This is a genomic window from Pollutimonas subterranea, assembly GCF_002849655.1.
Lineage (GTDB): Bacteria > Pseudomonadota > Gammaproteobacteria > Burkholderiales > Burkholderiaceae_B > Pollutimonas > Pollutimonas subterranea.
In genome coordinates, this window is record NZ_PDNW01000002.1 from 220,623 (window position 1) to 240,423 (window position 19,801).

General features: G+C 58.3%; 21 protein-coding genes and 1 tRNA gene. 7 read left to right on the plus strand and 15 right to left on the minus strand.

All coding sequences use genetic code 11. From position 1 onward, the window contains the following. Positions 1-302: 302 nt before the first annotated feature. From CR159_RS03445 to cysS, 6 genes are all read right to left on the minus strand, one after another. Positions 303-395 (minus strand) — tRNA-Ser (locus tag CR159_RS03445). 133 nt (positions 396-528) lie between these two features. Further along, positions 529-1,800, minus strand: a complete 1,272-nt coding sequence (locus CR159_RS03450; RefSeq protein WP_102072614.1) for an aspartate kinase — start codon at positions 1,798-1,800, stop codon at positions 529-531. 50 nt (positions 1,801-1,850) lie between these two features. After that, positions 1,851-2,927 carry a tRNA lysidine(34) synthetase TilS gene (tilS, locus tag CR159_RS03455; protein WP_102072615.1) on the minus strand — a complete coding sequence of 359 codons (1,077 nt, stop codon included), beginning with the start codon at positions 2,925-2,927 and terminating at the stop codon, positions 1,851-1,853. A gap of 8 nt (positions 2,928-2,935) precedes the next feature. Beyond that, on the minus strand, positions 2,936-3,901 hold the full coding sequence (locus tag CR159_RS03460; protein WP_102072616.1) for an acetyl-CoA carboxylase carboxyltransferase subunit alpha: 966 nt from the start codon (positions 3,899-3,901) through the stop codon (positions 2,936-2,938). A gap of 37 nt (positions 3,902-3,938) precedes the next feature. Then, a complete protein-coding gene (locus CR159_RS03465; protein ID WP_102072773.1) occupies positions 3,939-4,586 on the minus strand; it encodes a DNA-3-methyladenine glycosylase family protein in 648 nt (215 codons plus the stop codon). Positions 4,587-4,594: 8 nt separating this feature from the next. Next, the gene (cysS, locus tag CR159_RS03470; RefSeq protein WP_102072617.1) at positions 4,595-6,043 is read right to left on the minus strand and encodes a cysteine--tRNA ligase; all 1,449 of its coding nucleotides are present in this window, start codon (positions 6,041-6,043) and stop codon (positions 4,595-4,597) included. A 166-nt stretch (positions 6,044-6,209) separates the two neighbouring features. Between cysS and CR159_RS03475 the strand changes: the two genes are divergently transcribed. The 3 genes from CR159_RS03475 (at position 6,210) to CR159_RS03485 (ending at position 8,418) form a co-directional block, all read left to right on the plus strand. Further along, positions 6,210-6,986: a tetratricopeptide repeat protein gene (locus tag CR159_RS03475; protein ID WP_102072618.1), complete on the plus strand. Its 777-nt coding sequence runs from the start codon at positions 6,210-6,212 to the stop codon at positions 6,984-6,986. 156 nt (positions 6,987-7,142) lie between these two features. Beyond that, on the plus strand, positions 7,143-7,658 hold the full coding sequence (locus CR159_RS03480) for a peptidylprolyl isomerase (RefSeq protein ID WP_102072774.1): 516 nt from the start codon (positions 7,143-7,145) through the stop codon (positions 7,656-7,658). Then, positions 7,651-8,418 (plus strand): UDP-2,3-diacylglucosamine diphosphatase, encoded by a 768-nt coding sequence (locus CR159_RS03485; RefSeq protein WP_102072619.1) that lies wholly within the window; start codon positions 7,651-7,653, stop codon positions 8,416-8,418. The genes CR159_RS03480 and CR159_RS03485 overlap by 8 nt, the downstream gene beginning before the upstream one ends. A gap of 4 nt (positions 8,419-8,422) precedes the next feature. Here CR159_RS03485 and CR159_RS03490 read toward each other — a convergent pair whose 3' ends face one another. From CR159_RS03490 to CR159_RS03510, 5 genes are all read right to left on the minus strand, one after another. Further along, positions 8,423-10,144, minus strand: a complete 1,722-nt coding sequence (locus tag CR159_RS03490; RefSeq protein ID WP_102072620.1) for a solute carrier family 23 protein — start codon at positions 10,142-10,144, stop codon at positions 8,423-8,425. A gap of 17 nt (positions 10,145-10,161) precedes the next feature. Beyond that, positions 10,162-10,848: a carbonic anhydrase gene (locus tag CR159_RS03495; RefSeq protein WP_102072621.1), complete on the minus strand. Its 687-nt coding sequence runs from the start codon at positions 10,846-10,848 to the stop codon at positions 10,162-10,164. 64 nt (positions 10,849-10,912) lie between these two features. Further along, positions 10,913-11,785: an undecaprenyl-diphosphate phosphatase gene (locus tag CR159_RS03500; protein ID WP_102072622.1), complete on the minus strand. Its 873-nt coding sequence runs from the start codon at positions 11,783-11,785 to the stop codon at positions 10,913-10,915. Continuing rightward, positions 11,778-13,358: a TerC family protein gene (locus CR159_RS03505; RefSeq protein WP_102072623.1), complete on the minus strand. Its 1,581-nt coding sequence runs from the start codon at positions 13,356-13,358 to the stop codon at positions 11,778-11,780. Before CR159_RS03505 ends, CR159_RS03500 begins: the two co-directional genes overlap by 8 nt. Before the next feature lie 77 nt (positions 13,359-13,435). Beyond that, positions 13,436-14,227, minus strand: coding sequence for an inositol monophosphatase family protein (locus CR159_RS03510; protein ID WP_102072624.1), 792 nt, complete (start codon positions 14,225-14,227; stop codon positions 13,436-13,438). Positions 14,228-14,333: 106 nt separating this feature from the next. Here CR159_RS03510 and CR159_RS03515 point away from each other — a divergent pair, with 106 nt between their 5' ends. Next, positions 14,334-15,128: an RNA methyltransferase gene (locus CR159_RS03515; protein ID WP_102072625.1), complete on the plus strand. Its 795-nt coding sequence runs from the start codon at positions 14,334-14,336 to the stop codon at positions 15,126-15,128. Here the strand turns inward: CR159_RS03515 and CR159_RS03520 are convergent, their stop codons facing one another. From CR159_RS03520 to CR159_RS03530, 3 genes are all read right to left on the minus strand, one after another. Then, a complete protein-coding gene (locus tag CR159_RS03520) occupies positions 15,129-15,767 on the minus strand; it encodes a 3-oxoacid CoA-transferase subunit B (protein ID WP_102072626.1) in 639 nt (212 codons plus the stop codon). It lies immediately after the preceding gene. Then, complete coding sequence (locus tag CR159_RS03525; RefSeq protein ID WP_102072627.1) at positions 15,764-16,435, minus strand: 3-oxoacid CoA-transferase subunit A; 672 nt, start codon at positions 16,433-16,435, stop codon at positions 15,764-15,766. Before CR159_RS03525 ends, CR159_RS03520 begins: the two co-directional genes overlap by 4 nt. An 86-nt stretch (positions 16,436-16,521) precedes the next feature. Beyond that, complete coding sequence (locus CR159_RS03530) at positions 16,522-17,463, minus strand: Bug family tripartite tricarboxylate transporter substrate binding protein (protein WP_102072775.1); 942 nt, start codon at positions 17,461-17,463, stop codon at positions 16,522-16,524. Positions 17,464-17,613: 150 nt separating this feature from the next. Between CR159_RS03530 and CR159_RS03535 the strand changes: the two genes are divergently transcribed. Beyond that, positions 17,614-18,384, plus strand: coding sequence for an IclR family transcriptional regulator (locus CR159_RS03535; RefSeq protein ID WP_233208157.1), 771 nt, complete (start codon positions 17,614-17,616; stop codon positions 18,382-18,384). Positions 18,385-18,678: 294 nt separating this feature from the next. On the opposite strand, the gene CR159_RS21385 is transcribed toward CR159_RS03535, so the two are convergent. Continuing rightward, positions 18,679-18,825: a lmo0937 family membrane protein gene (locus tag CR159_RS21385; RefSeq protein ID WP_143705172.1), complete on the minus strand. Its 147-nt coding sequence runs from the start codon at positions 18,823-18,825 to the stop codon at positions 18,679-18,681. Between the two features lie 156 nt (positions 18,826-18,981). Between CR159_RS21385 and CR159_RS03540 the strand changes: the two genes are divergently transcribed. Together CR159_RS03540 and CR159_RS03545 are read left to right on the plus strand one after the other, a co-directional pair. Further along, positions 18,982-19,503, plus strand: a complete 522-nt coding sequence (locus CR159_RS03540; RefSeq protein WP_158238497.1) for a PRC-barrel domain-containing protein — start codon at positions 18,982-18,984, stop codon at positions 19,501-19,503. 64 nt (positions 19,504-19,567) lie between these two features. Beyond that, on the plus strand, positions 19,568-19,798 hold the full coding sequence (locus tag CR159_RS03545) for a hypothetical protein (protein ID WP_102072629.1): 231 nt from the start codon (positions 19,568-19,570) through the stop codon (positions 19,796-19,798). Positions 19,799-19,801 lie beyond the last annotated feature (3 nt).

Below are 19,801 nucleotides of genomic sequence, written 5' to 3' on the forward strand. Positions count from 1 at the left end.
TACCATGCCTGATTGATCAGTCTGCAAGGGAACGCAGCCTTCGAGCCAACGCGTAGAAATCATTATCAAATGATAGCAGCACCACGTTGTCATCCAACGTCCTGTTGAGCGACGTGGCCAGCTGCATATGACACGGCCTGCCTGCGAAAGCCAGTCGCTGCGTGCGAATGAACTGGGCTCTTTCCGACCAACAGGGGAAAACGCATCAGTCGCTGACTGGCCTGATTCGTGGATAGGAAAGCTGGTAAGAAACGCCCAAAAAAAATCCTCGTAATCATTGGATTACAAGGACTTTTCAATACTGGCGGAGACGGAGGGATTCGAACCCTCGATGCGGGTATAAGCCGCATGCTCCCTTAGCAGGGGAGTACCTTCAACCACTCGGCCACGTCTCCGAACAGGCCGCCATTCTAGCACGATAAAACCTCATTTTTTCTGATACCCCGCTCGCGAGGCGAAATCACAAGAAATTTCGGTAAAGAATGGCGGTTTGAAACTCTAAAATTCAACGATACAACAGACACGGACTCAGGGGTTTGCAGCCTGGCCGCTTTCCGTATCCAGACCGAACGCCTTGTGCAACGCACGTACGGCCAATTCCATGTACTTGTCGTTGATAATCACTGAGGTCTTGATCTCGCTGGTGCTGATCATCTGAATATTGATGCCCTCTTCCGACAAAGTGCGGAACATCAGGCTTGCGACGCCTACGTGGCTGCGCATGCCGATACCCACGATGGAGACCTTGCAGACCTTATCGTCGGAAACGATCTGTCCTGCGCCGACTGCCGGTCCAATCTGGTTATTCAGGAGGTCCAGCGTGCGCGCGAAGTCGTTGCGATTCACGGTGAAGGAGAAATCCGTGGTGCCCTGCACGGACTGGTTTTGCAGGATCATGTCGACGTCGATGTTGGCGGCGGCAACCGGACCAAGAATCGAATAGGCCACACCCGGGGTGTCCGGTACGGCTAGGAGGGTAACTTTCGCCTCGTCACGGCTGAAGGCGATGCCCGATACAACGGCGGCTTCCATTTTTTGATCTTCCTCGAAAGTGATAAGGGTGCCCGAAGTCATTTCTTCTTCGAGCGGAATCAGGGGGTCGGTGAGCGACGACAGGACGCGCACGGGCACGCGATACTTGCCGGCGAACTCGACGGAACGGATCTGGAGAACCTTGGACCCAAGAGACGCCATTTCCATCATCTCTTCGAACGAGATGACTGCCATGCGTCGCGCCTCGGGCACCACGCGCGGATCGGTCGTATAAACGCCGTCGACATCGGTAAAGATAAGGCATTCAGCGGCGCCCATGGCGGCCGCCACGGCAACCGCCGATGTATCGGAACCGCCGCGTCCAAGCGTCGTAATATTGCCGTCGTCGTCGATGCCCTGGAACCCGGTCACGATAACCACGCGGCCCGAGTCGAGATCGCCACGTATCCGGGCATCGTCGATGGACTTGATACGGGCCTTGGTGAACGAGGAATCGGTACGCACGGGCACTTGCCAGCCAGCGTAGCTGCGCGCTGGAACGCCCTGCGACATCAGCGCCATGGCCAATAGCGAGCTGCTTGCCTGCTCTCCCGTGGAGGCCAGCATGTCAAGCTCGCGGGAATCGGGTTGCGGTGAAATTTCCTTGGCCAGGCCAAGCAGGCGATTCGTTTCACCCGACATGGCGGAGGGAACCACGACAACCTGGTGGCCGGCTGCATGCCATTTGGCGACGCGTCGCGCCACGTTCTGGATGCGCTCGACCGAGCCCATGGACGTACCGCCGTATTTTTGAACAATCAGGGACATCTTCTACTCTGCATTAAAGAGACACTGTCAGATAGACAAAGTCGATTAGTTTAACGTTTTTCATCATTGCTGTTTTCGGCGGGAAGGCAAGCGGGCGCGGCCACGGCGGCGTCAAGCAGTACTCGACCCTGGACGCAACGTATCCATACAGGGCCGTGCTTTACCCGCATCTGCCTGTCGTGACCCATGGCATGCAGGCCGCGCAATTGGCGCATGATGTCCTGCAACCGCGCATCGGTGGGCATGCGCACACCATGCAGCGCCAGCCAGTAGCGCAAGACCAGCGCCTGGCGCGCGGCGGACAGCAGGCGCCATCCCGCCAGCGAGAAGCTTCTGGAATCGTCTGCGGGTGACAGTCCAGCGAAATCCTGGGCCGCAACCTCGTCCAGCACTTGCTGCGTTTCGGCGCTTTGGCGGGCGTGGCGCAGTACGATGCCCTGCCAGCCCGGCCAGCGTTCGTTCAGTACCGGCACCAGACGTTCGCGCACGGCTGCGCGCGTGTACTTGTCGTTGGCGTTGCTGGGATCGTCCACCGGCGCCCAGTCGCTGAACGAGAAAAACTGATCGGCTTGCTCAAGTATGACGGCCCTGTCGACATCCAGCCAGGGGCGCAGATACGTCAAGCCTTCGCGTTTCATGGTGGACGCCATGGCCGCCAGGCCGGTGGGGCCCGAACCGCGTAGCAGGCGCAGCATGACGGTTTCCGCCTGGTCGTTGCGATGATGCGCCAGCAGTATGTGCGCAACGCCAGTCTGGGCCGCCATGGAACGCAGGGCTTCATAACGGGCGTCCCGCGCTGCGGATTCCATGCCGGCGCCGGTAGACAGGCCTACGCGCACCATGCGGCTGTGGCAGGGCACGCGCAGCCAGTGCGCCAGGTCATGGACATGGCCCTGCCACTGCGCGGCAGCCGCTTGCAATCCATGATGCACGTGGAAGAAATGCAGCGTCAACTTATTGCGGCGGGCGAGAATGGCCGCATGCACGGCCAGCATCGCGGAGTCGGCTCCACCGCTAAGCGCCACGGCAATGCGGTTGGCCGGCTGCGGCAAGGCAGCCAATGCGTCGTCCATGGCCTGAAGCAGGCCGGCCGAACCAAAATTACTCCAGAACTCATCGCTGGGCATGGCTGGCGTCAGGAAGCGCTTTCCTGGAAGCGGCCATAAGACATCAAGCGTTGCAGGCGGTGTTCGATAAGCTGGTCGGGGTTCATACCCGACAACTGTCGCAAGGAGTCCGACAGGGCGCGACTAAGCTGGCGGGCCATGACGACAGGATCGCGATGGGCGCCACCAACCGGCTCGTTGACGATGCGATCGATGAGGCCCAAATCCTTGAGCCGCGGCGCGGTAATGGCCAGCGCTTCGGCGGCGGTGGAGGCCTTGTCGGCACTGCGCCACAGGATGGATGCGCAGCCTTCCGGCGAAATAACGGCATAGGTGGCGTATTGCAGCATCATGACGACATTACCGACCGCGATGGCCAATGCACCGCCTGAACCGCCTTCACCGATGATGGTGGCGATGATGGGCACTTTGAGTTCGGCCATCGCGTACAGGTTGTGGCCGATGGCTTCAGACTGGCCTCGCTCTTCGGCACCGATACCGGGGTAGGCGCCCGGGGTGTCGACGAAGGTGAAGACCGGCAGGCGGAATTTTTCGGCGACCCGCATCAGGCGCAGTGCTTTCCGGTAGCCTTCGGGGCGCGGCATGCCGAAATTACGCATGGCGCGCTCTTTGGTATCGCGTCCTTTCTGGTGGCCGATGACCATGCAGGGCGTACCGTTGAAACGGGCCAGCCCGCCAATAATGGCCTGGTCATCGGCATACATGCGGTCGCCGTGCATCTCGTGAAAATCGGTGAAGATCTCGCGCACGTAGTCCATGGTGTAGGGCCGCTGCGGGTGGCGGGCGACCAGCGCCGTCTGCCATGGCGTCAGCTTGGAATAAATGCTTTTAGCGAGCGTCTGGTTCTTTTGTTGCAACCGGCCGACTTCTTCCGATATATCGACGGCGGAATCGGTTTGAACAAAACGCAATTGCTCGATTTTGTTTTCGAGCTCGGCCAGAGGCTGTTCAAATTCCAGGAAGGTATTACGCATAAGAGCTTGGTATCCAGATTAGGGCATTTGCTTTTTATCAGTACTGTATGGCGGCCGGGTCCAGGCTGCGCCATAAGTACCAGGTAGCTACCGTGCGCCACGGCGCCCAGGCCTGGGCAACTTCCCGGGCCTCGAAACGCGAAACGGGCTCACCACTAAAGTAGTGTAGCGAAATTGCCTTGAGCAGGCTGGAATCGTCCAAAGGAAGAATGTCCGGGCGCTGCAGGTTGAAGATCAGGAACATCTCGGCCGTCCACCGCCCTATCCCACGGATGGCGCACAGATCGGCAATAACGGCTTCATCGTCCATCGTGCCCCATGCGGCGGGCTTTACCTTCTTTTCGGCAAAATGGGTGGCAAGGTCGAGAATGTATACGGACTTTCGTTTTGACAAGCCGGCCAGGGCGCTATCGGTCTCGGCCAGCTTCAGCACCGAGCGCGGCGTAGGCTGGCGCCCGCAAGCGTCGGTGAAGCGTACCCACATGGCATCGGCCGCGGCAACGGACAATTGATGCCCGATAATAGCCCGGGCCAGCGTGATGAAAGGTGTGGCCGAAGGCGCCAGCCATTCGGACTTGTGCTGGGGAATCAGCTTCTTCAGGATCCGGTCGCGCCCCATAAGCTGCGCGGAGGCCTCGTCCCAGAACTCGGGCTTGTCTTTGATCACTATCATGGTTTCTGGCATGGCATTTCCTAGGCGCGACGCCATTGGGTGATGCCGCCGGCCTTGTCTTCAAGCTCGATTCCGCCGTGCTGGAGTTCGGTGCGCAGGCGGTCTGCCTCGGCAAAATCACGCTGTTGTTTTGCCGATGACCTGGCTGTGATCAGCGCTTCGATTTGCTCGTTGGACAAGACGTCTTGTGTGCTGCCGCCGCGCTGATAGCGACTGGAGGACTGCAGATACAGAGCCGTATCGGCCTGCAAAATGCCCAGCAACCCACCCAGCTTGCGCATCAGTCCCGACACCTCGCCGGAGCCGCTGCGATTGGCCTCGGAAGACAGTTCGAACAAAGCCGCAACGGCGCCCGATGTATTGAAGTCGTCGTCCATGGCGGCGCGGAATGCCTGTGCGCCGGGATGAGCCCAATCGATATCCACCTGGGCAGGCGGAACGTTATGCAATGTCTGATATAACCTGTCGAGCGCATTCTGCGCATCCAGCAGGTTGTCGGGCGCATAGTTTTGCGGACTGCGGTAATGATTGCGGACAATGAAAAACCGCAGCATTTCGGCTTCGCGGACATTGGGCTGGTAGACGGCCTGGTCATCCGACAGCGCGGCATCGGCGGCGATCGTAGCGCGTATCGTGCGGAAGTTCCCCAGCGACTTGGACATCTTGTCGGCATCGACCATCAGTGGGCCGCAATGCATCCAGATAGAAGCCAGCGTGCCCCCAAAAGCCCCCTCAGTCTGGGCGATTTCGTTTTCATGGTGCGGAAACTTCAGGTCGGGACCGCCACCGTGAATATCCAGCGGCAAGCCCAGCAAAGACTTGCTCATGGCCGAGCATTCTATATGCCATCCCGGCCGTCCCGTGCCATACGACGATTCCCATTGGGATTCGGACGGTTCGTCGGCCTTGGCGGATTTCCATAGCACGAAGTCCAGCGGATCGCGCTTGCCCGATGACACCGCGACACGCTCTCCGGCCCGCAGGTCATCGAGCGACTTGCCCGAAAGCTTGCCGTAGCCGGGAAACTGGCGCACTGCGTAATTGACGTCGCCATCTTCGGACTGATAGGCCAGCCCTTTATCCTGGAGCTGCTTTATGATGCCGAGCATGTCGCCGACATGGTCGGTGGCGCGAGGTTCGAAGTCGGGCGCGGCAACGCCCAGGGCGCGCTCATCGGCGTGCATGGCATCAATATAGAACGACGTGACTTCGCTCATGCGACGCCCGCTTTGCACGGCGCGGCGAATGATCTTGTCGTCGATATCGGTAATGTTGCGCACATACCTGACCTTATAGCCGCTCTCGCGCAACCAACGCTGCACGACATCGAAACTGACCAGCATGCGCGCATGCCCCAGATGGCAGAAATCGTAAACCGTCATGCCGCAAACATACATGCGCACCTCGCCGGGCTCTACGGTTTTCAGTGGCTCTTTGCCCCGGGAAAGGGTGTTATAAATGTGCAGCATGGACGATTTTGTCTATAAATAAATACGATTGCAGGCCCGTTCAATGCAAATCTCCTTGCAGTAAACTGGGTGCTGAACGTAAAGCATGGCTAAAATGGCGGTCGATAAGTATAGCAAGCGTTGATGCTATACCACCCACCCACCCTAACGTATAGGTGCGCAACCTGTGTTTCGAATTTATTGTCCTGTATTAGCGATCGCCCTGTTTACGGGCGGGCTGTCGGTACAAACTGCCGGTGCCCAGACGCCCGTGCCCGGCCTCGAGCCACATGTCGATCTTAACGCCACGCTTGACGCCGGTCCAGACGCACCCTCTTTTGCATCATCTTCAGGCGGTATCAGAGTCGAAATGGCACGGCAATCGCTGAGCGCCAATGAGAAGCTCTTCAACGACGAGCCCCCGCCTGAAGGCGGCTGGAAAGGGCTGGCCCGGCTGCTCGAAGCCATCACGCCCAGTGTGGACACCGATATACCATTGACGCCTTCGCAGATCACCTCGCGCATCTCGGCCATGATAGATCGTGGTGAAGCGCGCGAAGCGCTCCAGATCATCGATAAGCGCGCGGCCCAGCTTGACGCGCAGGCCGACCTGGGCAGCGATGTACAGTTGATGTTCTTGCGGGGACGCGCCTTGGCCGCATTGGGCCGGCAAGCCGAAGCCATAGAGCTCTACCTGACGATGACCACGCTGTATCCAGAGCTGCCCGAGCCATGGAACAACCTTGCATCCGAATATGTAAAGCAGGGCAAACTTGAAATGGCCCAGGACGCGCTGGCCATGGCGCTGTCGGCCAATCCCAATTACGCGACCGCCCGGGCCAATATGGGCGACGTACAGCTTATGCTAGCCCGCCAGTCTTTTCAAAGCGCCGCGCAACTGGGCATCGGCGACGCGGGCGGCAAAGCGCAGGCAACGGCCGAACTCCTGAACAACAACCGTTAGGAAACTACTTTGCACATGATGCTTCCACGTTCGTTTTTAACCGGCATGTCGCGTCCGACGCTGCGTGCCGTCAGCCTTGCTTGCGCAACATCGCTCGCCCTGTGCATGGGTAGCGTCGCGCAGGCAGCCTCTTCAACTTCCAATCAAGGTAAGCCCATGAGCACAACAGCAACTCCACACGTCAAGCTTCAAACCAACCACGGCGACCTGCTCATCGAACTGAACGCCGAAAAAGCGCCAAAAACCGTTGAAAGCTTCCTGATTTACGTCAACGAAGGCTTTTACGATGGCACGATCTTCCATCGCATCATCAACAACTTCATGGTCCAGGGCGGTGGTTTCGATGCCGACATGAAGCAAAAGCAAACGCATGCGCCCGTCGAAAACGAGGCCAACAATGGCTTGAAGAACGACCGCTACACCCTGGCCATGGCCCGCACGTCCGACCCGCACTCGGCGACTGCCCAGTTCTTCATCAACGTGGCCGACAACGACTTCCTGAACTTCACCGCGCCTACGCCTAACGGCTGGGGCTATACCGTCTTCGGTAAAGTCATAGAAGGCACCGAAGTGGTCGACAAGCTCAAGGGTTTGAAAACCGGAAACAAGGGCTTCCACCAAGATGTTCCCGTCGAGGACGTCATCATCGAGAAAGCAACGGTCGTTGAGTAAGCTTCCGCTGGCGGGCGCGGTATGGATCGCCTCGGATATTCATCTGGGGCCGGATACACCCAATACTGCGCGCGCCTTTCATGCTTTTCTGGACAAGGCATGCGCCCAGGCGGATGCCTTGATTTTATGCGGCGACATCTTCGACGCATGGATAGGCGACGACTTCGCGCTGGCCAGTCCTCCGGAATGGCTCGTGCATACACTGGACAAGCTGGTACACGTATCCTCGACCACGACGTTGTGGCTAGGACGCGGCAACCGTGACTTCCTGATTGGCCACGCCCTGGCGCGGCGAGTCGGTGCCCAATTACTGCCCGATAAAGTGTATCTGGTCACCGAATACGGTAATGTCCTGCTTTCGCACGGGGATGAATATTGCACTGCCGACGCCGGCTATCAGCGTTTTCGCCGCATTGTGCGAAACCCCGTTGTGCAGAAAACCTTCCTTGCATTGGGCCTCAAGCTGCGGCGCGATATTGCCGACTGGGCCAGGCAGCGCAGCATGACCGCCAACCGCTATAAATCAGCCCGCATCATGGATGTGGAACCGCAAGCCATCGAACAGGCCTTCCTGGACTATGACGTCGATACGATGGTGCATGGCCATACCCATCGGCCTGCGACGCACCGACACATCGTGGGCGGACGACCACGCCAGCGCATCGTGCTGCCCGATTGGGATTACGATCATAGCCAGCCTGCGCGTGCAGGCTGGCTAACCATAGATCGCAACGGCCCGGTACTGCATCAGCAGACCTGAAGCGTCACGCCTCGAAATCCAGCTGCAGTTGTGCGATGGCATCACGCTGGCGCACCTGCACACGCTTGGCGAGGCGGCTGAGCAAATAGGCCGTAAGGTGGGCAGTGGCTTGCGGATCATCGATCAAGGCTTCGGGCGTGGGGGCTATATCGCGCGCGACAGGCAAGGCCGCGCCCGAATACGTAAAGGTCACGCGCAAGCCATACTCATCAAAACGGGTCCGTACTTCCAGCCACGGTTCCTCGGGGGAAATCCGGTTGGAATGGGCGAGCAAGTCGAAAGCCTGCCACACGGCCTGCTCGGCGCGCTGGACGGCGTCGCGCCGGGCACCCCACAAGCGCCCCTGGTTCTCCATGAATTGATTGAGATCATCGGCGGTGGTTGCATCCAGCGAGAAACGCTGCCTGGTGCGCCGCGATGCCCCCAGGCGAAACAGCATGGTCAATACCAGCGCTATCAGCGTCCCGTTGGTGACGCCGGCCAGATCCATGAATCCGGCCAATGGCGCATACTCCAGGCCGCGCACGATGTACTGGTGGGAAACCCCGACAATCAGCCCCACGCCCAATGCCAGCGAGCGCCGGTCATCGAGCATGCGCGAGGCCACCAGCTTCAGTCCGGCCATGATCAGGAAAGCGGATAGGAACAGCAATAAAGCACCGACCACCGGACCCGGGACCGCAAGCCATAGCACGATCAATTTCGAGCACAAGGCGGTGACGATCAGGAAACCGGCGACCCAATAGCCAAGATAGCGGCTTGCGCTGCCCGAGGTGGCGGCCAGGCCCACCGCGCCTCCACTGGAAGACTGGGGCATTGCGTTGATAAACGAAGCCAGTACGTGGGTCAGGCCTTCGGCGCGCAGGCCGCGGCCATAGGCACGCAGGTCCGGCTTGTGCCAGTCGGCGTCGGCAGTGCGCTGTGCTACGGTCTGCGTGCCGATGGACATCAAGGACAAGGCCAGGCCCATAAGCATATAGGGCCAGACCAGATTCCAATCGAAGGACCAGCCGAATACGGGCAGATTGGGCAAGCGCAGCCAAGGGGTCGACGCAATATAACTCACGCTTTCCGAAGGCATCAGGCCCACCAAAGCAGCCATGATGCTGCCGGCCAGCAAGCCCAGCAAGGTGGCGAACAGACGTACTCGCGATTTCAGCCAGATATTGCAGAACACCATGACAAAGAATGTGAACGCGGCGACCATGAGTTCCAGATTCGTCGCGCCTTGCCCGACCTGGGCATCGAACAGGACTTTGAGTCCGACCTGCCCGGTTGCAACCCCGGTCAGCATTACCGCGAGACCTGCAATCTCGACGGTAAATACGCTGCGCAAGCGCACGATGCAAGCGCTGAATACAAGCTGGGTTAGCCCCGTCACGAATACCATGCCGTAGGCCAACGGCATGCCGCCCGGGCTGCTGCCCGCCAGGAACATCACGGCAAACACCGTAGGCGTGGCTTGCAAGGGGTAGTAATAGCCCGAGCCTATTCCCCAGCGGTTCATCGTCTGCAACAGTATGGAAAACGCACTGGCAATCAGCGAAGCGCTGGCGATGTCCAGGTAGACGCTACTGCCAAGATTGACAGAGCTTTCGTGGACAAACAAGTTGGGCACGACCAGCAGCGCCCCGAGAAAGGCGATTTGCTGCAGGGCCAGCCCCATCGCGGTCGGGACTGGCAGCCTGTCGTTGATCCAGTAGACAATTGATTCCGGTTTGCGCATGGGGTGCGACCGGAAGATCAGATGGCGGGCATAAGGCGAAAGTCGTTTTTATCGGACTTCCATAGGTCGCCCGTCTCGATGTCGAACCACCAACCGTGCAACGAAAGCTTGCCGGCATCGTAGCGTTCCTTTACCCACGGATACGTCAGCAGGTTGTGCAGGGAGCCCGTCACGGAGGCGCGCTCGACCAGGCCGGGATTCTCTTTCAGGAGGTCTACCGATACCTTATGGCGCACCCCCGATTCATCGGGATTCAGATACAGTTCGGTCGCATCCATGGCCATCGAGACCCAGTCAGCGACAAATTCGCGCTCTATCGGCTTGCCACCGGCCGCGGCCAGCACCGCCTTGATGCCGCCGCAACTGGCATGCCCGAGCACGATGATGTGATCGACGGCGACGTCGCGCACCGCATACTCAATGGCGGCGCCGGTGCCATGCAAGCCGGCTCCCTGCTCGTACGGAGGTACAAGGTTTGCGATATTGCGTACGGTGAAGAGCTCGCCGGGCTTCGCGCCCAGCAGTACTCCGGTATCCACGCGCGAATCGCTGCAGGCAATGATGAGTGTGGCGGGAGCCTGCCCCTTGGATAGCGCCTGCATCATCTCGGGATCGCGCTCGTAGTACTGGCTGCGAAACTGGCGTACAGCCGCTTCGAAATGGGATATGTCACGAAGGCTGTTCGGGCAACATTCTGCAGTCATGGAAGCTATCTCTTGTAGGGGTCAGCGGAAACAAGCAGCCGATTATAGCGGGATGTTTCCAGATTTAACGCATCAAGAGCCAGGCAAGCACCACAAAACCCAAGGCTATGCGATACCACGCGAAGGGCCGGTAGGTTCTTTTCGACACGAAACGCAGTACCGCGCGCACGATGAACAGGGCGCTGATAAAGGCAGCCACGAACCCTACCGCAATGGCTTCCGTCTGGGTGCTGGACAACGCCCCGGCGTTGCGGTACAGGTCGTAGACCGTTGCCGCCAGCATGGTCGGCATGGCAAGGAAAAATGAAAACTCGGTCGCCGTTTTGCGCTGGATGCCGGCCATCATGCCGCTGATGATGGTGGCTCCGGACCGCGACGTGCCGGGCACCATGGCCAGGCACTGCGCGAACCCCACTATCAAGGCCTGTCGCCAGGTGATTTGCTCGAGGGTGATCGCGGTGGCGTGTTGCGACGCAACGCTATCGTCTTTGGCCAGGATATCGCCGCCCTTGCCGTGCTTGGAATATTGCGGCTTGCGCTCTACCCACAGCATGATCAGGCCACCCAATATCAGGGTGACGACGAACACTCCGGGATTATGGAACAAGGCCTTGATGTACTTGATCATGACGGCGCCGATGACGGCGGCAGGCAGAAATGCAATCAGCAGGTTGCGCATGAACAGCACCTCGCTGCGATCGCCGCTCAGGGTACCCCGTATCAGCTGCCAGACGCGGGCCCGGAATATCCATATGACTGCCAGGATCGAGCCGAACTGGATCACGACTTCGAACACCTTGTCACTACCGGATGAGAAATTGATCCATTCGCCAATAAGCAGCAGGTGTGCCGTGCTGGAAACCGGGATGAATTCGGTGAAACCTTCCATCAGCCCAAGGAAAAGTGCTTTTATCAGAAATAATGTACTGTCAGTCATGCTCGCTCATGTCGCTTGTATCGTCAGTCTGATGATAAGTGCGCTCGATCTGGACAGTCGCTATGCGGCGGCCATCCAGGCGCAATATCGTGAATGTGAATGTGGCGTGATCCTGGCGCAGTTCACAGCTGTCGCCCGTTGCCGGCAAATGGCCGAAACGCTCCAGCAGGTAACCCGCCAATGTCGAATAGCCTTCTTCCTCGTCCACCAGGTCGTCGGTGTTCAGGAGCAGTTCAAGATGATGCAAATCGGCCGCTCCATCGACACGCCACCGATCCTCACCCTCGACGACAATGTCCGGGCTCTCGTCCTCGTCGGGAAATTCGCCCGCAATGGCTTCGAACACATCAATGGGCGTGACCACGCCTTCAACGGCGCCGAACTCATCGGTGATCAGCACAAGCTGGCCTTTTGAACGCTTGAGCGTATCCATCAGCCGCAAGACACCTGTCGACTCATGCACGAAGATGGGATCACGCAGGCGTGAAAGCCGCAAATGGCCATGGGTCATCAGGTCGGCGATCATTTCCTTGGCACGGCCTATGCCTATGACCTCGTCCAGCGACCCGCGGCAGACGGGGAAAAAACTGTGCGGCGCCCTGGCGATCTGCTCGCGCTGCTCGGCTGGATCATCATCCAGGTCGATCCACGAGATGTCCGTGCGGGGCGTCATGATGGAATTGATCGATCGATCGCCCAGGGTGAGCACGCCGCTGACCATGTAGCGCTCTTCGTCACCGAAGACCGGGGCAGCTTCCTCGGTATCAGGCTGCTGAGGCTCAGGCCCCATCAAGGGACGTTTGCCCAACATCCGCATCACCCCTTCGGCCGTGCGTTCACGCAAAGGCCGTATCGTCTCGATGCGGCGCATATTGCGTCTTGCGACCTGGTTGAGCACTTCGATCGAGACCGAAAAAGTGATAGCAGCGTACAGGTAACCCTTGGGCACCGTGAAGCCAAAGCCTTCCGCAAGCAGCGAGAAGCCGATCATCATCAGGAACCCAAGACACAGGATCACAACAGTGGGATGTGCATTGACAAAACGCGTCAGGGGCTTGGACGCGACCAGCATTATGCCTATGGCGATGGTCACCGCAATCATCATTATGGACAAATGATCGACCATACCCACCGCGGTAATGACGGCATCGATGGAGAAAACGGCGTCAAGAATAACGATTTGCGTGACAATGACCCAGAAGCTTGCATGCATGCGCGCCCCCGTGGCGTGTACCGCCTTGCCTTCCACCCGCTCGTGCAGTTCGAGCGTTCCCTTGAAAAGCAGGAAAAATCCGCCGACTATCAGGATGAGATCGCGCCCCGAGAAGCTCATGGGTCCAAGCGCGACAAGAGGATCGGTAAGTTTTATCAGCCATGACATGACCGACAGCAACACCAGTCGCATGATCAAGGCCAGCGACAATCCCAGAACGCGGGCCCGATCGCGCAGTGCCGGCGGCAGCTTTTCGACAAGAATGGCGATAAAAATCAGATTGTCTATACCCAGGACAATCTCGAGAATGACCAAGGTAAGCAAGCCGACCCAAGCCGATGGGTCCACCATCCATTCCATCAACACGCTCCGTAAAACAAGCAGGGACGTAAAAAAACAAGGGCCGGCAAAAATGCACCGGCCCTTGTCATGGTGTATCAGGCCTGCACGTGGCCCAGCATCTGCGTAAAGATCTTTGGTGTGGCGGCCAGCACGCTGCCGCTTTTCATCCAGTCTTGTTCACCGTCGAAATCGGCGATCAACCCCCCCGCTTCCAGTATCAGCAAGCCGCCGGCCGCCAGATCCCAGGGCTTCAGGTTCACGCCGCAATAACCATCCAGGCGTCCGTTGGCCACGTAGGCAAGATCGAGTACAGTGGAACCAAGCCGACGCGCCGACGCGCATTCCGACAGCATGCTGGCATAGCGGGTATTGGCGCCGATGACGCCTGCCGAACCGGGCACATGGGCACCCAGCAATGCATCGTGATAACGTGTCTGGCCGGATACGCGAACCCGCCTGTCATTCATGAAAGCCCCGCCGCCCCGTGTGGCAGTGAATAACTCATTGCGGGACGGGTCATAAATGACGGCCTGGGTGACTTGCCCCCGTTGCGCCAGCGCAATCGATACGGCATAGATGGGCAGGCCATGAATGAAGTTGGTCGTTCCATCGAGCGGATCGATGATCCACTGGAATTCCGCCTGGGTGTCGACTGACTGGCCGCTGGCAAGATGGGTGCCGGTTTCTTCACCCAGGAAGCCGTGATCGGGATAAGCAGTGCGTAAAATATCGATAATGGCTTCTTCGGCGGCATGATCGACTTCCGTGACATAATCCTTGGGCCCTTTGCGTGCCACTTGCAGGCGTTCCAGGTCGAGGCTGGCGCGGTTGATAATGGCGCCAGCACGGCGAGCCGCCTTGATGGCGGTATTGAGCATCGGGTGCATAAAATTCCGTAGTAAACAAAAGACTGTCAGTGCCTGGCACAGCCGAATCAAACCGCCTGGATAGGCAAAAAATCAGGCAATAAACATTAAAAACCATCTATTTTAAATGACTCAGACGTTTTCTTCCGAAACGGCCAACGCATTCGCCCGCGTTCGCTTCATTATGGTCCATCCCAGCCATCCCGGAAATGTTGGCGCGGCCGCCCGCGCCATCAAGACGATGGGGTTCCACGATTTATGCCTGGTGGCCCCCCGCTTCCCCGATGTACTGGATCTGCCTGAAGCACAATCCCTAGCCAGCGGGGCGACCGACGTGCTTGCCGCCGTCACCATCGTTCCAACGCTGCAAGAGGCGCTGGCGCCTGTAACCATGGCTTTCGCCCTTACCGCGCGAGCCCGTATGATAGGCCCTCCGCCTTGCGATATCCGCGAGGCAGCCGATATAAGTTGCAACCACCTCCAACAAAGCAACAACAGAGTGGCCATCGTACTGGGCACCGAAAGGTCGGGCCTGACCAACGACGATATTGCCTTGTGCCAGCGTATCTGTCACATTCCGGCGAATCCGGACTATAGCTCGCTGAATGTGGCCCAGGCCCTGCAGTTGGCAGCTTGGGAGTTGCGCTATGCACTGGCGGTCGCCACATCGCTGCCACTACTGCCCGTCACAGACGGGCAGGCCGAAACAGGCAGTGAGCCGGCAACGAGCGAGAAAATTCAGGCGCTCATGGCCCACTGGGAGCAGGCCATGGTGGCAGTCGGCTTTCTCGACCCTGAACATCCCAAAAAACTGATGCCCAGGATGCGCCACATGTTAGGCCGGAATGCGTTAAGCCAGGACGAGGTCGACATGCTCCGGGGCCTGTGCACCGCCATGATAAAAACGGCAAGAAAGCAGTAATCAGCCCGCGATCAACGGCAAGCCGGTCAAGCGCGAGAGCTCTGCAATACCGGCGCCGGCCAGGTCATCGATAAGCAGCACCTGGCCATCCTTGAGTTCGAATACAGCCAGGTCGGTGTAAACGCGCGACACGCAGCCCAGGCCGGTAAGCGGGTAGGTGCAACGCTCTACCAGCTTGCTCTCGCCCTGACGCGTCAGCAATTCCATCAACACGTAGACGGATTTCGCACCAATTGCCAGGTCCATGGCGCCGCCCACTGCGGGTATATCGTCCGGTCCGCCTGTGTGCCAATTGGCCAGGTCGCCGGAACGCGATACCTGGAATGCGCCGAGCACGCAGATATCCAGGTGGCCGCCGCGCATCATGGCAAACGAATCAGCATGATGGAAAAAAGCGCCGCCAGGCAGCAAGGTGACCGGTTGCTTGCCCGCGTTGATCATGTCCGGATCTTCCTCGCCAGCCTCTGGAGCCGGACCCATGCCGATAACACCATTTTCACTGTGCAAGATGATTTCGCGGTCGGCCGGCAGATAATTGCCGACCTTGGTGGGCAGACCGATGCCCAGGTTTACGACACTGCCCTCTGGAATGTCTTGCGCCACGCGGGCTGCCATTTGTTCGCGATTGAAAGGCTTCATTTTGCGGCTCCTGCAGCTACCACACGTTGAACGAAAAGACCCGGCGTCACTACCGCTTCGGGGTCCAGCGTGCCGAGTTCGACGATCTCATCGACCTGGGCGACGGCAATGCGCGAGGCGGTCGCCATGATGGGACCAAAGTTGCGCGCTGTCTTGCGATACACCAGATTTCCCCACCTGTCGCCGCGCAAGGCCTTGATCAACGCATAGTCGGCATGCAAGGGATACTCGAGCACGTAATTCCGGCCATCGATGGTGCGTTGCTCTTTTCCCTCGGCCAGCAGCGTGCCGGCGCCAGTGGGCGTATAAAAGCCGCCGATACCGGCGCCGCCGGCGCGTATACGCTCGGCCAGGTTTCCTTGCGGCACGAGTTCAAGCTCGACTTTGCCGGCACGATACAGGGCATCGAACACATGCGAATCGGCTTGCCGGGGAAAGGAGCAGATGACTTTTCGTACGCGCCCTGCGGCAAGCAAGGCTGCCAGTCCGGTATCGCCGTTGCCCGCGTTATTGTTGATGATGACGAGGTCTTTTGCACCTTGGTCCAGCAGTGCATCGATCAGTTCCTTGGGCTGGCCGGCCAGGCCGAAGCCGCCCACCATAATGGAAGCACCATCGGGAACGTCGGAAAGTGCCTCACGCAAGCTGTCAATAATTTTGGAAATCATTCTGCACTCACTTTCTGCGTAATAAAGAACTTCTCATGAAAAATGGCCGACCATCGGTCGGCCATTGCGCCCGTCTATATATCGTATTAGTCGACGGTGGCGCCGGAGGCCTTGACGACCTTGGCCCAGCTGTCTACTTCAGACTTGATGAACGCGCCGAACTCGGCAGGCGTCGTCTTGGCCGGGACTGCGCCCAGGCCCGCCAGGCGAGCTTGTACATCGGGCTTGGCCAAGGCCGTTTGCACGGCGGCGTTAAGCTTGTTCACGATATCGTCAGGCGTACCCTTGGGGGCAATTACGCCGAACCATGACGACACATCGTACGAAGGAAAGCCCGATTCCTGCATGGTGGGCAAGTCAGGAGCGGTCTGGGTACGATCTTCAGTTGTCACGGCCAGGGCGCGAAGCTTACCGGATTCAACATGCGGCCATGCCGAAGGCATGTTGTCGAACATATATTGCACTTGGCCGCCGATAAGGTCGGTAAGTGCCGGAGAGCTGCCCTTATAAGGGATATGGGCGGCATCGATGTCGGCCAATTGCTTGAACAGTTCGCCAGCCATGTGAATGGACGTGCCGCTACCCGACGACGCGAAGTTCAGCTTGCCGGGGTTGGCCTTGGCGTATTCCACCAGCTCTTTTACCGACTTGACGGGGACTTCGGGGTTCACGACCAATACATTGGGAACCCGTACGCCCAAAGCCACTGGCGTAAAGTCATCAACGAGGTTGAAACGCAGGTTTTTATATAGCGTCTGGTTGATTGCGGCCGTTACGGCCACCATGTAAAGGGTATAACCGTCAGGCTTCGCACGCGAGACCATTTCAGTGGCGATATTGCTACCGGCACCCGGGCGATTCTCGACCACGACCGGCTGGCCAAGCGCATCGCTCATTTCCTTGCCCAGGATACGTGCAACGACGTCGGTGGTGCCGCCTGCGGAAAAACCGACGATCATGCGTATTGGGTTTTCAGGATAGGCCGCCGATGCGCTGCCTGCAAAACCGACTGTACCGGCAAACAACATACTGGCTGCAATAGTTTTGGCGCCCAGCTTGAATTTTTTTTGAATATTCACAGTGTCCTCGCGTATTAGTGTCCATGTTACGGACAGTTCTATAATGGGGAGCGCATTTTCCCTCAATTTCGGTTTTTCTCCAACCTACTCGTACATTCAGTGGACACATTACCCGACACCGATAGCCCAAATTCCGGACCTCGCACTTTGCGGCGGGGCCTGCACGTCCTGCGGGCATTGCAACAAAGCCCGGATAGCGGCGTGAGCGTAACCGGGCTGGCACGCATGACCGGTTTGCAGCGTCCCACCATTTATCGATTGCTTGCCGCACTCGTGGAAGGCGGTTTCGCAAAAAATGTAGGCGGTAGCAAACGCTATGTGGCTAATCACAACATTGCCATGACCGAGCCCGGACAAGACCCCCGCATCGAGCTCGCCCTTCCCATACTGAAAAATCTGGCTTCGATTACCGGAGACGCCGTTTTCCTGGTGGTACGCGACGGCTACGAATCGGTCAGCCTATGGCGTGAAATCGGCGCGTATCCAGTCCAGATTCTTGCGACCTTTGCCGGAAAGCGCCAGCCGCTGGGCGTAGGTTCAGGAGGCATGGCATTATTGGCCGGACTTGACGATGAAACGATAGAAAAGATTATTGCGCACAATAGCGACCGTCTTGAGCAGTACGGCGGAATGACCGGACGTGAAATGCGGCAGCTCGTACAAAATACCCGGACGCGGGGCTACTCGGTGGTCGGCAACTATGCCGTGCGCGGCGCCTTGGGCGTCGGGTGCGCGCTATACGATTCGAATCACCAACCTTATCTTGCCATCAGCGCCACGGCCATTACTGAACGTATGCCGGCACCCCGACAGCGAGAAATAGCAAAGCTGATCCAGAATGAACTAAAGACCCTTGCCACGAAAATATGACGACATGACTTATCCACGGTAATTGTGGATAAGCGCGAGGACAACGTGGGCAATACCCACATAAGTCCTTGTAAATCGGCAGCTATTTGACCATGGGTGAATTTACGCCAAACGTCGGATTTCCGGGGCGACTTATCCACGCGCGCTGTGGATAAACCCGAGGACAAGCTAGGGTTTAAGCAAAACCTGCCATATAAAACAATAACTTGCGAGGCATGAACCCATAATGCCCAAATAGGCGCCCGTCTGAAAAACGGACGCCCACCGCAACGGTGACTACCTTATATTGCCCAGCTAGGGAGCTCTGCCGCTTATCAGGCGTACCAGCACCATCACAATGGCGACCACGATAAGAATGTGAATGAAGCCGCCTATCGTGTACGACGTGACCAGGCCTAACAGCCATAGGACTAGCAAAATTACTGCAATGGTATAGAGCATGGGCTTTCCCTTAATAAGTTTCTCGTAGGCACGCCGACTTCGATGATGAAGTTGACGGCATCTTCTCCACAGCAACTGCCATGCCCGGATAAGTATTGCGGCAGCGGCATGCTATTTGCTGTGAGCGAATACCTGTACAACTTCAAAGGAAATACTATGAAACGCTTATTCGCCATTGCAGCATGTTCGGTGCCATTTCTTATGCTTCCCGCAGTGCATGCGCAAACGACTCCCGCGGCCGACAGCGGCAGCTCGACCACCGGTGGCCCCGCTGCTCCGGCCCCGAGCACGCCTCCCGCCAGTTCCACTCCCTCGGGCGTCACCCCAACCGCACCGGAATCCAGTACTGCTCCGGCAACGGGGATGGGCGCGACGGGCGCACCTGATACTGCGGAAACGACGCAGGCAATCTCTGGCTGGAGCGTGAAACAGAAGATCATGGGCAAGGACGTGCATAACGAGAACGACGAGAAGGTGGGAGAAATCACTGATGTCATCCTCGCGGACGACGGCAAGGCCGTCTATTACGTGATCGGTGCCGGCGGGTTTCTTGGCATGGGCGCACACGATGTAGCCATCCCGTTTGAGAAAGTCACTCAAGGCGATGACAAACTGACCCTGACCGGCTATACGAAGGACCAGCTGAAGGCGCTTCCGAAGGTGGAAGTCGCCAAATAAGAGGCGGTAAGCGGCAGGCGGACCACTTTCGCCTGCCTGTTCTTTCTTATCGCAAGGAGTAGTCATGACCCATCAAACCCAATCTTCGTTTCCGACTGTAGACCCGGCGGGTATCACTCCGGGACATGACGAAGCCGTTACGAATCCCCCCGAACCGCGCACCCTCTACAAGGATGAATCCGAAGGAGGCCCCGCAGGATCGAAGAAACAAGGCGTGTGCGACACCTCGCAGGAAGGTACGCCGGACACTGACCTGGTTTCGATAGGAACCAATTCTTCGAACCAACCGGTGTGAGCA